This is a genomic window from Streptomyces sp. NPDC056479, assembly GCF_042795335.1.
Classification (GTDB): Bacteria; Actinomycetota; Actinomycetes; order Streptomycetales; family Streptomycetaceae; genus Streptomyces.
Genome location: NZ_JBHTRZ010000003.1, coordinates 1134754 through 1148604, shown reverse-complemented (window position 1 = coordinate 1148604; position 13851 = coordinate 1134754). Strand labels below are relative to the sequence as shown.

Genomic DNA, 13851 nt, shown 5'->3' with positions numbered 1-13851 from the left:
TGTGGAGGTGACCGGTACTAATAGGCCGAGGGCTTGTCCTCAGTTGCTCGCGTCCACTGTGTTGGTTCTGAAACCACGAACAGCCCCACACCCCCCCTTTGAGGGTTGTGTGTGGTGCGGCATTGTTCGACAGTTTCATAGTGTTTCGGTGGTCATAGCGTGAGGGAAACGCCCGGTTACATTCCGAACCCGGAAGCTAAGCCTTACAGCGCCGATGGTACTGCAGGGGGGACCCTGTGGGAGAGTAGGACACCGCCGAACTCCTTTTATCGGGTTGGACCCGGAACTTCCGTTCCGGGTCCAACCCTTTTTTGTTGTGCGTCACCTGAAGTTCACGTAACGCAACCAACATCCCCCACATGGGTACTGCTGCAATGCTCAGGGCCGCCGGCGTCGGAGTCGGTGACGAGGTTGTCGTACCGGCCTTCGGGAACGTCGAAGTCGCCGAGGCCGTGGTCCTGGCCGGGGCGCTGCCGGTGTTCGCCGACATAGATCCGGTGACCTACTGCCTGGACGCCGTCGCTGTCGAGGCGGCCGTCAACTCGCGTACTGCGGCTGTCGTGGCCGTACACCGATTCGGTCGGTCGGCCGATATCGCTCGGTTGCATGAAGTCGGGCAGCGGCACGGGCTGTTGGTGCTGGAGCAGGGTGAGTCCGAGGCTCCGTACGACGAGATCGCTCAGCGTAGGGAGCGGGCCTCGTACCTGGATGCGAAGCTGAAGGGTGTCCTCACGCCTGATGGCGGTGACGGGCACACCTACCAGCAGTACGTCGTGCGGGTGCCGGGGAATGGGCGGCCGGATCGTGACGCGTTCGCTCGGGCCGTGCGGGCCAGGGGAGTTGAGTGCCGGGTGCCGGTGAAGACCCCGGTCCATCGGCTTCCTGAGTTCCGGCGGTGTGTGTCGCTGCCGCTGACCGAGCGGGCCGCTGATGAAACGTTGGCTCTGCCCGTCGATGCCTCGCTGACCAAGCGGGACATGCAGCGGATCGTGTCCGCGTGCAACGCGCTCGGAGGACTGCTCCAGCCCGCTTTCTGATGGGTTTGGGAGCACGGGTGTGTTCGGGGTATGATCTATTCCGTTGCCGCGAGGGGAACTTCGCAAAAGGCAGCAGGCCCCTATAGCTCAGTCGGTAGAGCGTCTCCATGGTAAGGAGAAGGTCAACGGTTCGATTCCGTTTGGGGGCTCCAACAGAAAGGCCCCGCCCATTTGGGCGGGGCCTTTCTCATGCTCTCAGTCCTTGTGGATGCCCGGTACGCGCATGGCCAGGATCGCCATGTCGTCGGACGGGGCGTCGGAGGCGAAGCGTTCCACGGCGCGCATGATGCGGGCCGCCACCGCGCCTGCCGTGAGGCCGGTGCAGGTGGTGAGGACGTCGGTGAGACCGTCGTCGCCGAGCATGCGGCTGCCTTCGCGGCGTTCGGTGACTCCGTCCGTGACGCACAGCAGGACGTCACCCGGGTCGAGGGTGACCGTCTGCTCGTAGAGCTCGAGGTCCTCCATGACGCCGAGCAGCGGCTGGGGCTCGGCGGCCGGCTCGACCGTGCCGTCCTGGCGCAGGCGGAGCGGCAGCGGGTGGCCGGCGCAGACCACCTTCAGTTCGGCGCTGCCGTCCTCCTGCGGCCTCAACTCGCCGTAGAGCAGCGTCAGGAAGCGGCTGCGGGCGCCCTCGTCGAGGATCGCCGAGTTCAGGCGCTCCAGCACCGCGGGGCCGCTGAGGCCCTCGCGGGCGAGGAGACGGAGGGCGTGCCGGGCGAGGCCGGTGACCGCCGCCGCGTTCGGGCCCGTACCGCAGACGTCGCCGATGGCGAAGCCGTAGGCGCCGTCGCTGATGGGGAAAAGGTCGTAGAAGTCGCCGCCGACCTCGTTGCCCTCGCCGGCCGCGCGGTAGATGACCTCGACCTCCACGCCACCGATCTCCGGGAGCTCGGGAGGCAGGAGGCTGCGCTGGAGGGACTGGCTGATCGCTGTGCGCTCGGAGTAGAGGCGGGCGTTGTCCAGGGCCAGGGCGGCCCTGCGGGAGAGGTCCTCAGCCAGCTCCAGGATTTCCTGGCGGAAGTGTTCGTCCGTCGGCTTGCCCAGGGTCAACATGCCGATGACTCGGTTGCGGGCCACCAGCGGCAGTACGACGGTCTCGCCGCCCACCGCGGACGCCGTGGCGAGGGTGGGGCCGATCCCCGCGCTGATGCGGCCGATCGGCTCGCCCAGGCCCAGGCTGCGCATGGAGGTGCGCAGGGCCGCCTGGTGGGCCGACTCGGCGGGGGCCGACCAGACGCGGGCGCCGGGAGTGGGGACGGGGTCCGGCGGGGCGATCTTCGACAGCAAGGACTTGATGCCGTCGATGAGTTCCTCGTCCTCGTGCAGGACGTACGACAGGTAGGGCTCGGAGGCCTGGTCGGCGATCGTGTAGACCGCGCACCAGGTGGCCAGGGTCGGGACCGTCATCTGGGCCATCAGGGCCAGGGTCTGGTCGCGGTCCAGGGTGCCGGCGAGGAGATCGGAGGCCTCGACGAGGAAGCTGAGAGAGCCGCGGCGCAGGCGTTCGAGTTCGCCGAGGCGGGCCGACTCCACCGCCAGCGCGATGCGGTCGGCGGCGAACTGGAGGCGCAGCGCCTCCTCGTTGGAGTATCTGCCGGGGCCCTCGGCGGCGACGCCCAGGGAGCCGGTGAGGCGGCCCTCGACCTTCAGCGGGACCGTGACGACCGAGCGCATGCCGGTGCCCCTCAGCAGAGGCACTGCGCCGGGAACCATGGTGAGGTCCTCGTGGACGGCCGGCATACGGGCCGAGCCGTAGCGGCCGGGGCCCGCCTCGACGGGCACGCGCGCGAAGCGCTGGCGGGCGGAGGGCAGGCCTGTGGAGGCGCGGACCTCCAGCTCGGTCTCGTCGTCGGTCGCGAGGAGCAGGAAGGCGGAGTCGCCGTCGAGCATGTCCCGGGCGCGTTCCACCGTGCGCTGGAGGAGCCCGTCGAGGTCGTCCGGGGCCGGAGAGCCGATGAAGACCTCGAAGGGGTCGCTGCTCTGGGCCTCGGAGGCGGTGTCGGAGGCGGGGACGCGCAACGGGGTCTGCAGGACGGCGCGTTCGTGGTCGCGGACCAGGAGGCAGACCGTGGAGGGCTCGCCGTCCGTGTCGCGGACGCGGAGGTGGGAGGCGTACACCGGGGTGACGCGGCCGTTGGCGCCCCTGATTCCGTAGCTGCCTTCCCAGCGCGAGAGTTGGAGCGCCTCCGCGATGCCGGTGCTGGTGCCCGGGGTGTGAGGCCAGGCCGCGAGGTCGGTCAGGGGCTTGCCGATGACCTGCTCGGCCGCGTAGCCGAAGAGTTCCTCGGCGTCCTCGTTCCACGACGAGATGGCGCCCGTACGGTCGATCTGGACGACGGCGACGCGGACGCGGGCGTCGGCGAGCGGGAGGAGGTCGGCGGGCAGGGCCGGGCCGGCCGCGCGGGTGCCCACCGGTCGCTCGGGAAGGGCGAGTTGGAACCAGACCTGCTTGTGTGTGGGCGTGTACTCGACGCCCCAGCGGCCGGCCAGGGCCGCGCACAGCTGGAGGCCGCGGCCGCCCTCGCGATCGGGGCTGCCCATGTTGACGGGCGAGCCCTGGAGGGGGATCTCGCGCTCCGGATACCGGTCGGCCACCTCGATCCGTACGCCCTCTTCACTGCGCAGGCACAGGACGTCCGCGGAAGTGCCCGCGTGCACGACGGCGTTGGTCACCAGTTCACTGGTGAGGACGACGGCGTCGTCGATGATGTCGGCGAAACCCCAGCCCTGGAGGGTGTCGCGGACGAAGGAGCGGGCGCTCGCGACCGATCGCCCCACGGGATCGAAGCTGGCTGCCGCACGCGCGGTGATCACAGAACTCCTCGTCCGGTTGTCTCCATGCAGGGCTTCGTGGCCGGCCGGCTCGCGCCGCTGGTGCGGCATCTGCGCGCCCGTCGGCCGCTCCGGGGATTGTCCCCCCGGGATCAGTCCGGTGGTCATGTCCGGCTGCCCCTCCGATGCCCGCTAGTACTCCTCCTGTCACCGCCCAGGCCGGACGGGACCGGCGCGGCTGGACAGCCGCATGCAAGGTTACTTACCTTCGCCGTCCATGCGGATGCCGGTCGGCAGTGTTTCCGCCCGGAGGGTGTGCGGACGATGTGCGAAGCTGCCGAACTGTTATGGCCGGGTTCAGCAGGGGTGAAACACTGGGCAAGCTTCTTGTGAAGGTCCGGGCAAGCTGAGTGTCATTCGCGTACCGCGGGCAGCAGCACGTGGTGTGGCCTGGTATATCCGGCAGGACTACCCAGCAGTAGTGGGTACGCCGAACAGTAGAACCCGAACACGGCAGTAACGGTCGACCCCTGCGGGAGGGACACAGTGGAGTCTGGCGCAGCGACGCGGGGCACTAAGACGCGCGCGAAAGGCGGACAGTCCCTGAGGAACGAGCGCAAGGCGCGTGGCGGGACCACCGCGGTGGACACGGCTGCCCTGAACAGGCTGCTGACGGCCCTGGTGTCGATGCGCGACGGGAACTTCCGGAAGCGGCTCACGGTGTCCGGCGACGGCGTGATGTCGGAGATCGCCGCCGTCTTCAACGAGGTGGCCGACCGCAATCTCCACCTCACGGGTGAGCTGGCGCGGGTGCGGCGCATGGTCGGGCGTGAGGGCAAGCTCACGGAACGGCTGGAGACGGGCGCCTGTGAGGGCTCCTGGGCGGCCGCCGTCGACAACTCCAACGCCCTGGTCGACGATCTCGTACGGCCCGTGTCCGAGGTCAGCCGGGTGCTGTCCGCGGTGGCCGACGGTGATCTGTCGCCGCGCATGGAGTTGCGGTCGCAGGCCCAGGACGGGAGCGGGCATCCGCTGCGAGGTGAGTTCCTCAAGGTCGGGCGGACTGTAAACAACCTTGTCGATCAGCTGTCGACGTTCACCGACGAGGTCACGCGTGTGGCCAGCGAGGTGGGCACCGAGGGCAAGCTCGGCGGGCAGGCACGTGTGCGTGGAATGTCCGGTTCGTGGAAGGACCTCACGGACTCCGTCAATACGATGGCGTACAGGCTGACCGCGCAGGTGAGGGACATCGCGCTGGTGACGACGGCGGTCGCCAAGGGTGATCTGTCCCGGAAGGTCACGGTTCACGTGGCCGGCGAGATGCTGGAGCTGAAGAACACCGTCAACACGATGGTGGACCAGCTGTCGTCCTTCTCCTCCGAGGTGACGCGAGTCGCGCGCGAGGTGGGCACCGAGGGCGAGCTCGGCGGACAGGCGCAGGTGCCGGGTGTGGCCGGTGTGTGGAAGGACCTCACCGATTCGGTGAACCTGATGGCCGGCAACCTGACGGCGCAGGTGCGAGGGATCTCTCAGGTGACGACCGCGGTCGCCAACGGTGACCTGTCGCAGAAGGTGACCGTCTCGGCACGCGGCGAGGTCGCCCAGCTCGCGGACACGATCAACCAGATGACCGAGACGCTGCGGATCTTCGCGGACGAGGTCACACGCGTCGCCAACGAGGTCGGTGCCGAGGGACGGCTGGGCGGTCAGGCGAACGTGCCGGGTGCTGCTGGGACGTGGAAGGACCTGACGGACTCCGTCAACACCGTCTTCCGGAACCTCACCATTCAGGTGCGCGACATCGCCGCCGTGACGACGGCCGTGGCCAACGGTGACCTCTCGCAGACGGTCACGGTGGACGTGGCCGGCGAGATGCTGGAGCTGAAGAACACCGTCAACGGCATGGTCGACCAGCTGTCGTCGTTCGGTGCCGAGGTCACGCGTGTCGCGCGTGAGGTCGGTGTCGAGGGTGAGCTGGGCGGTCAGGCGCAGGTGCCGGGTGCTGCTGGGACGTGGAAGGACCTGACGGACTCCGTCAACACCGCGTTCCGGAATCTCACCGGACAGGTGAGGAACATCGCCCAGGTCACCACGGCCGTGGCCAACGGCGACCTGTCGCAGAAGGTCACCGTGGACGTCTCCGGCGAGATGCTCCAGCTGAAGAACACCGTGAACACGATGGTGGACCAGCTGTCGTCCTTCGCCGACCAGGTCACGCGGATGGCCCGGGACGTGGGTACCGAGGGCAGGCTGGGCGGTCAGGCGGTCGTACCGGGGGTCGCCGGTACGTGGAAGGAACTCACCGACTCCGTCAACGGCATGGCCGGCAACCTCACCGCCCAGGTGCGCAACATCGCCCAGGTGACCACCGCGGTGGCCCGTGGCGATCTGTCCCAGAAGATCGACGTCGACGCGCGCGGCGAGATTCTGGAGCTGAAGAACACCATCAACACGATGGTCGATCAGCTCTCCGGATTCGCCGACCAGGTGACCCGGGTGGCCCGCGAGGTGGGTACCGAGGGCCGGCTGGGCGGTCAGGCGCAGGTGCCCGGTGTGGCCGGTGTGTGGCGCGACCTGACCGACTCCGTGAACGGCATGGCCGGCAACCTGACGGCGCAGGTGCGCAACATCGCGCAGGTCGCCACCGCGGTCGCGCGCGGTGACCTGTCCCAGAAGATCACCGTGGATGCGCGCGGCGAGATCCTGGAGCTCAAGAACACGCTGAACACGATGGTCGACCAGCTGTCGTCGTTCGCGGAGGAGGTCACCAGGGTCGCCCGTGAGGTGGGCACGGAGGGCCAGCTCGGCGGTCAGGCCGAGGTGCAGGGTGTCTCCGGCACCTGGAAGGACCTCACCCAGTCCGTGAACTTCATGGCGAACAACCTGACCATCCAGGTGCGCAACATCGCCGAGGTCACGACCGCGGTCGCCAAGGGAGACCTGTCCAAGAAGATCACCGTCGACGCGAAGGGCGAGATCCTCGAGCTCGTCACCACCGTCAACACGATGGTGGACCAGCTGTCGTCCTTCGCAGAGCAGGTGACCCGGGTCGCCCGCGAGGTGGGCACCGAAGGCATCCTGGGGGGCCAGGCGCACGTGCCCGGCATCACGGGCATCTGGAAGGACCTCAGCGGCAACGTCAACCTGATGGCCAAGAACCTGACCATGCAGGTGCGGAACATCTCCCAGGTCGCGGCGGCCGTCGCCAACGGCGACCTGACGCGGACGGTGACGATCGAGGCGCGCGGAGAGGTCGCGCAGCTCGCCGACACCTTCAACACCATGGTGAAGACGCTGAGTTCGTTCGCCGACCAGGTCACCAAGGTGGCCCGCGAGGTGGGCACGGACGGCATCCTCGGTGGTCAGGCGCACGTCCCGGGTGTGGCCGGCACGTGGAAGGACCTCACCGAGTCCGTGAACCAGATGGCGTCCAACCTGACCGGTCAGGTGCGCAACATCGCCATGGTCACGACCGCCATCGCCAAGGGCGACCTGACCAAGAAGATCGACATCGACGCCCGCGGAGAGATCCTCGAGCTGAAGACGACGATCAACACGATGGTCGACCAGCTGTCGTCGTTCGCCGAGGAGGTCACCCGAGTCGCCCGCGAGGTGGGCACCGAAGGACAGCTCGGCGGCCAGGCACGCGTGCGTGACGTCGACGGAACCTGGCGCGACCTCACCGAGTCCGTGAACGAGATGGCCGGGAACCTCACCCGGCAGGTGCGCGCCATCGCGCGCGTGGCGACCGCGGTGACCCGTGGCGACCTGAACCTGAAGATCGACGTCGACGCGTCCGGCGAGATCCAGGAGCTCCAGGACTACATCAACAAGATGATCGCCAACCTGCGCGACACCACGATCGCCAACAAGGAGCAGGACTGGCTCAAGGGCAACCTCGCCCGGATCTCGGCGCTGATGCAGGGCCGCCGCGACCTGGAGGACGTGGCCTCGCTGATCATGAGCGAGCTGACGCCGGTGGTGACCGCGCAGCACGGCGCGTTCTTCGTCGCCATGCCGCTCCTCGACGGCAAGGACGTGGCCGCCGAGAACGACGACCAGTACGAACTGCGGATGTTGGGGTCGTACGGCTACTCCATGGGATCCATGCCGACGTCCTTCAGGCCGGGTGAGGCGCTCATCGGGACGGCCGCCGAGGAGAAGCGCGCGATCCTCGTGGAGAACGCGCCCAGCGGCTATCTGAAGATCTCCTCCGGGCTCGGCGAGGCGCCTCCGGCGCAAGTGATCGTCCTTCCGGTGCTGTTCGAGGGCAAGGTGCTCGGCGTCATCGAGCTGGCCTCCTTCACCCCCTTCACGCAGATCCAGAAGGATTTCCTCAACCAGATCGCCGAGATGATCGCGACCAGCGTCAACACCATCTCCGTCAACACCAAGACCGAGGTGCTGCTGAAGCAGTCGCAGGAGCTGACCGAGCAACTGCGTGACCGGTCGGAGGAATTGGAGAACCGGCAGAAGGCCCTCCAGGCGTCCAACGCCGAGCTGGAGGAGAAGGCGGAGCTGCTGGCCCAGCAGAACCGCGACATCGAGGTGAAGAACACCGAGATCGAGGAGGCGCGGCAGGTCCTGGAGGAGCGCGCCGAGCAGCTGGCCGTCTCCATGCGCTACAAGAGCGAGTTCCTCGCCAACATGTCGCACGAGCTGCGTACGCCGCTGAACTCGCTGCTGATCCTGGCCAAGCTGCTCGCCGACAACGCCGAGGGCAACCTCTCGCCGAAGCAGGTCGAGTTCGCCGAGACCATCCACGGCGCCGGCTCGGACCTTCTGCAGCTGATCAACGACATCCTGGACCTGTCGAAGGTCGAGGCGGGCAAGATGGACGTCTCGCCGACGCGTATCGCGCTCGTCCAGCTCGTGGACTATGTGGAGGCCACCTTCCGGCCACTGACCGCGGAGAAGGGCCTGGACCTGTCGGTGCGGGTCTCTCCGGAGCTGCCGGCCACGCTGCACACGGACGAGCAGCGCCTGCTGCAGGTGCTGCGGAACCTGTTGTCCAACGCGGTGAAGTTCACCGACTCCGGGTCGGTCGAGCTGGTCATCCGGCCTGCCGGGATGGACGTCCCGCCGACGATCCGGGAGCAGCTGCTGGAGGCCGGTTCGCTGTCCGAGGCGGACGCGCCGCTGATCGCGTTCTCCGTGACCGACACCGGCATCGGGATCGCGGCCAGCAAGATGCGGGTGATCTTCGAGGCGTTCAAGCAGGCGGACGGCACGACCAGCCGCAAGTACGGCGGTACGGGCCTGGGGCTGTCCATCTCGCGGGAGATCGCTCAGCTGCTCGGTGGCGAGATCCACGCCCAGAGCGAGCCCGGCCGCGGATCGACGTTCACGTTGTATTTGCCGCTGCACCCCAGCGAACTGCCCCCGCACGGCTATCAGCAGCAGCTGCCGGCTCTCAACGCGGGCGACCTGGTGGCCTCGGCGGCCGATCTGGCGGAGATCGCCGAGGTGGAGATCGAGACGCCGGCGGAGGTGCGGTCGTACCGGGAGACGCAGAACGGCGCGGCCGCGCTCTTCAGGCGCCGTCGCAGGGCCGCCAGCGAGCTGGAGCAGCGTCCGGCACCCCTGGAGCAGTGGTCGGCGGCCGAGCAGAGCGTGGCGCCGCAGTCGCGCCGGGGCATCCGGTTCGGCGGCGAGAAGGTGCTGATCGTCGACGACGACATCCGCAACGTGTTCGCGCTGACGAGTGTCCTGGAGCAGCACGGCCTGTCGGTGCTGTACGCAGAGAACGGCCGAGAGGGCATCGAGGTCCTGGAGCAGCACGACGATGTGGCGGTCGTCCTGATGGACATCATGATGCCGGAGATGGACGGGTACGCGACGACGACGGCGATCCGCAGGATGCCGCAGTTCGCCGGGCTCCCGATCGTCGCGCTGACCGCCAAGGCGATGAAGGGCGACCGGGAGAAGGCGATCGAGTCGGGCGCGTCCGATTATGTGACGAAGCCGGTCGATCCCGATCATCTCCTGGCGGTGATGGACCAGTGGATGAGGGAGCAGTGACGACAGCCGACAGTGTTCACGCGGAGTTGCTGACTCAGTGTGCTCGAAGCCGTGTAGAAGTGCGGGATACGGGGAACCTTCTGGTCTCCTGCTGCGTTTCTGCTACGTGCACAGTGACATCGCGGTGACAGGGTGTGGCGACAGGCGGGGTGCGGCTACCATGACCGGCACGAGGGCGGGCGGCGTAAGGGTGTCGTCCCCTGGGGCGGAGCCCGGTGCACTGCCGGGGCGAGGAGGGCGGGCCATGGTGCAGAAGGCCAAGATCCTCCTGGTCGATGACCGGCCGGAGAATCTGCTGGCGCTGGAGGCGATCCTCTCTGCGCTGGATCAGACCCTGGTGCGGGCATCGTCCGGGGAGGAAGCGCTCAAGGCACTTCTGACGGACGACTTCGCGGTCATTCTGCTGGATGTCCAGATGCCGGGAATGGACGGTTTCGAAACCGCCGCGCATATCAAGCGGCGGGAACGGACCAGGGACATCCCGATCATCTTCCTCACCGCGATCAATCACGGCCCGCATCACACCTTCCGCGGCTACGCGGCGGGCGCGGTGGACTACATCTCCAAGCCGTTCGACCCGTGGGTGCTGCGGGCGAAGGTCTCCGTGTTCGTCGAGCTGTACATGAAGAACTGTCAGCTGCGCGAGCAGGCGGCGCTGCTGCGGCTCCAGTTGGAGGGCGGCGGCAAGTCCACGGGCGCGGAGCCGAAGGAGCCGGCGGGCCTGCTCGCCGAGCTGTCGGCGCGGCTCGCCGCCGTCGAGGAGCAGGCCGAGGCGCTGTCCAAGCAGCTGGACGACGAGTCCGCGGACGCGGCCGCGGTGGCCACGGCGGCCCATCTCGAACGCAAACTCACGGGGTTGCGACGGGCGCTGGACGCGCTGGAGCCGGGCACCGGGAGCACTTCGTCGGTGTCCTCGCAGAACTGACGACGTGAAGGCGCGGATCGGCGGGCCGGCGACGTCGGATCGTCCTGTACGTGACCGTGCGGTGAACCGGCGTCAATTCGCAGCCCCGTCAAGGGCGACACGAACGGGTGAAGCAGTGGGCACACGTGTCCACTGTCTTCTCCACCGGTAACCTCACCTCCATGGCCTCACGTTCCTCCGCAGCCAAGAAGCCGCCCGCGAAGAAGGCGGCCGCTTCCGCGAAGGCTCCGGCGAAGAAGGCCGCTGCCAAGAAAGCCCCCGCGAAGAAGGCGCCGGCCAAAAGGGCCGCGGCGAAGAAAGCCGCGCCGCCGAAGCCCGCGCCCAACCCCACCGGGGGCGTCTACCGGCTTGTGCGCGCCGTCTGGCTCGGGCTCGCGCATGCGGTCGGCGCGGTGTTCCGCGGCATAGGGCAGGGCGCGAAGAACCTCGACCCGGCCCACCGCAAGGACGGCATCGCGCTGTCGCTGCTGGGCCTGGCGCTGATCGTCGCCGCCGGCACCTGGTCCAATCTGCGCGGTCCCGTCGGCGACCTCGTCGAGATCATCGTGACCGGCGCCTTCGGCCGGCTCGACCTGCTGGTGCCGATACTGCTCGCGGTCATCGCCGTACGGTTCATCCGGCACCCCGAGAAGCCCGAGGCCAACGGCCGGATCGTGATCGGCCTCTCCGCGCTCGTCATCGGCGTGCTCGGCCAGGTCCACATCGCCGTCGGCTCGCCCGCCCGCAGCGCCGGCATGCAGGCCATAAGGGACGCCGGCGGGCTCATCGGCTGGGGCACGGCGACTCCGCTGACGTACGCCATGGGCGAGGTCCTCGCCGTACCGCTGCTCGTGCTGCTCACGATCTTCGGTCTGCTGGTGGTCACGGCCACGCCGGTCAACGCCATCCCGCAGCGGCTGCGGCAGTTGGGCGTGAAGCTCGGCATCCTGCCCGACCCCGACGAGGACGACGACGAGTACACCGACGACGAGCAGCGCTACGACGATCAGTGGCGGGAGGCGGTGCCCGCGGCGCGCGGTCGCAAGCGGGGACCGGCGCGCGAGGCGTACGACCCCGACGGCGCCGAGCAGGAGGCTCTCTCGCGGCGTCGCGGCCGCCCGAGGCGCTCCGCGGTGCCGCAGCCCGAGATGGACCGTCCCATGGACGCTGTGGACGTCGCGGCGGCCGCCGCTGCCGCGCTCGACGGCGCCGTCCTGCACGGGATGCCGCCCTCGCCGATCGTCGCCGACCTCACCCAGGGCGTCAGCGTCGGCGACCGCGCCGAGACGACCCCGGTGCCGACGCCCGTCCCTGCCGCGCGGCCCAAGCAGGAGAAGCTCCCCAGGTCCGAGGTCCCGGACCTGACCAAGTCGGGGGTCCCCGACCTCACCAAGGCCGCGCCCGACCAGATGCGCGATCTGCCGCCGCGCGCCGAACAGCTCCAGCTGTCCGGAGACATCACCTACTCGCTGCCGTCGCTCGACCTCCTGGAGCGCGGCGGCCCCGGCAAGTCGCGCAGTGCCGCCAACGACGCCATCGTCGAGTCGCTCACCACCGTCTTCACCGAGTTCAAGGTCGACGCCCGCGTCACCGGCTTCACGCGCGGTCCGACGGTCACGCGCTACGAGGTCGAGCTCGGGCCCGCCGTGAAGGTCGAACGGATCACCGCGCTGACCAAGAACATCGCCTACGCCGTCGCCAGCCCGGACGTGCGGATCATCAGCCCGATCCCCGGCAAGTCCGCGGTCGGCATCGAGATCCCGAACACCGACCGGGAGATGGTCAACCTCGGTGACGTGCTGCGCCTCGCGGCCGCCGCCGAGGACGACCACCCGATGCTGGTCGCGCTGGGCAAGGACGTCGAGGGCGGCTATGTGATGGCCAACATCGCCAAGATGCCGCATGTGCTGGTTGCCGGTGCGACCGGTTCCGGTAAGTCGTCGTGCATTAACTGCTTGATCACTTCGGTCATGATGCGCGCGACCCCGGAGGACGTGCGCATGGTCCTCGTCGACCCCAAGCGCGTAGAGCTGACGGCCTACGAGGGCATCCCGCACCTGATCACGCCGATCATCACCAACCCGAAGCGGGCCGCCGAGGCGCTCCAGTGGGTCGTACGGGAGATGGATCTCCGGTACGACGACCTGGCGGCGTACGGCTACCGGCACATCGACGACTTCAACGAGGCCGTGCGCAACGGCAAGGTGAAGTCGCCGGAGGGCAGCGAGCGCGAGCTCCAGCCGTACCCGTATCTGCTGGTGATCGTCGACGAGCTGGCCGACCTGATGATGGTCGCCCCGCGCGACGTCGAGGACGCGATCGTGCGCATCACGCAGCTCGCGCGCGCGGCCGGCATCCACCTGGTGCTCGCCACGCAGCGGCCGTCGGTCGACGTCGTCACCGGTCTCATCAAGGCGAACGTGCCCTCAAGGCTCGCCTTCGCCACGTCCTCGCTCGCGGACTCGCGCGTCATCCTCGACCAGCCCGGTGCCGAGAAGCTGATCGGCAAGGGCGACGGGCTGTTCCTGCCGATGGGGGCCAACAAGCCCACGCGTATGCAGGGCGCCTTCGTGACCGAGGAGGAGGTCGCGGTCGTCGTCCAGCACTGCAAGGACCAGATGGCGCCCGTCTTCCGGGACGACGTCACCGTGGGGACCAAGCAGAAGCGGGAGATCGACGAGGAGATCGGAGACGACCTGGACCTGCTGTGCCAGGCGGCCGAGCTCGTGGTCTCCACGCAGTTCGGGTCGACATCCATGCTGCAGCGCAAGCTGCGCGTCGGGTTCGCCAAGGCGGGGCGGCTGATGGACCTCATGGAGTCCCGCGGCATCGTGGGGCCGAGCGAGGGCTCCAAGGCTCGTGACGTTCTTGTGAAACCTGATGAGCTGGACGGAGTGCTCGCGGTGATCCGCGGGGAGGCTTAACAGGAGTCCGGCGGGGAATCCGGACACCATGGTCGCCTTGCGGGCCGAGTGGCGGGATGAGCCGATGTCTGATCGTGACTCACCCGTAAGGGATCATTGAGCAACCGTTTCCCTTCGACGTACGTCAAGTTGAGCGAAGCGACAATCAGGTACCCCACCATCAGCGTGTCCGGCCATTCTGATGGCGTATAAA

At 68.3% G+C, this 13851-nt stretch carries 5 protein-coding genes, 1 tRNA gene and 1 rRNA gene; 6 read left to right on the top strand and 1 reads right to left on the bottom strand.

Translation table 11 applies throughout. The features are described 5' to 3' along the window. The first annotated feature begins 144 nt into the window (after positions 1 to 144). From rrf to ACFQ6S_RS16535, 3 genes are all read left to right on the top strand, one after another. A 5S ribosomal RNA gene (rrf, locus tag ACFQ6S_RS16545) occupies positions 145 to 261 on the top strand. A 113-nt stretch (positions 262 to 374) separates the two neighbouring features. Next, positions 375 to 1037 carry a DegT/DnrJ/EryC1/StrS family aminotransferase gene (locus tag ACFQ6S_RS16540; protein WP_383409307.1) on the top strand — a complete coding sequence of 221 codons (663 nt, stop codon included), beginning with the start codon at positions 375 to 377 and terminating at the stop codon, positions 1035 to 1037. Between the two features lie 76 nt (positions 1038 to 1113). Next, positions 1114 to 1189: transfer RNA gene (locus tag ACFQ6S_RS16535), tRNA-Thr, on the top strand. Between the two features lie 43 nt (positions 1190 to 1232). Here ACFQ6S_RS16535 and ACFQ6S_RS16530 read toward each other — a convergent pair. After that, positions 1233 to 3977, bottom strand: coding sequence for a SpoIIE family protein phosphatase (locus ACFQ6S_RS16530; RefSeq protein WP_383409183.1), 2745 nt, complete (start codon positions 3975 to 3977; stop codon positions 1233 to 1235). A gap of 378 nt (positions 3978 to 4355) precedes the next feature. Between ACFQ6S_RS16530 and ACFQ6S_RS16525 the strand changes: the two genes are divergently transcribed. The 3 genes from ACFQ6S_RS16525 (at position 4356) to ACFQ6S_RS16515 (ending at position 13658) form a co-directional block, all read left to right on the top strand. Then, positions 4356 to 9830 (top strand): HAMP domain-containing protein, encoded by a 5475-nt coding sequence (locus tag ACFQ6S_RS16525; RefSeq protein WP_383409180.1) that lies wholly within the window; start codon positions 4356 to 4358, stop codon positions 9828 to 9830. Between the two features lie 244 nt (positions 9831 to 10074). Further along, the gene (locus ACFQ6S_RS16520; protein ID WP_383409177.1) at positions 10075 to 10755 is read left to right on the top strand and encodes a two-component system response regulator; all 681 of its coding nucleotides are present in this window, start codon (positions 10075 to 10077) and stop codon (positions 10753 to 10755) included. Positions 10756 to 10916: 161 nt separating this feature from the next. Continuing rightward, complete coding sequence (locus ACFQ6S_RS16515; protein ID WP_383409174.1) at positions 10917 to 13658, top strand: DNA translocase FtsK; 2742 nt, start codon at positions 10917 to 10919, stop codon at positions 13656 to 13658. The last annotated feature ends 193 nt before the right edge of the window (positions 13659 to 13851 follow it).

Coding starts and splice junctions, on each gene's coding strand:
- ACFQ6S_RS16540 (WP_383409307.1), top strand. CDS start 375: ATGCTCAGGGCCGCCGGCGTCGGAGTCGGTGACGAGGTTGTCGTACCG.
- ACFQ6S_RS16530 (WP_383409183.1), bottom strand. CDS start 3,977: ATGACCACCGGACTGATCCCGGGGGGACAATCCCCGGAGCGGCCGACG.
- ACFQ6S_RS16515 (WP_383409174.1), top strand. CDS start 10,917: ATGGCCTCACGTTCCTCCGCAGCCAAGAAGCCGCCCGCGAAGAAGGCG.
- ACFQ6S_RS16520 (WP_383409177.1), top strand. CDS start 10,075: ATGGTGCAGAAGGCCAAGATCCTCCTGGTCGATGACCGGCCGGAGAAT.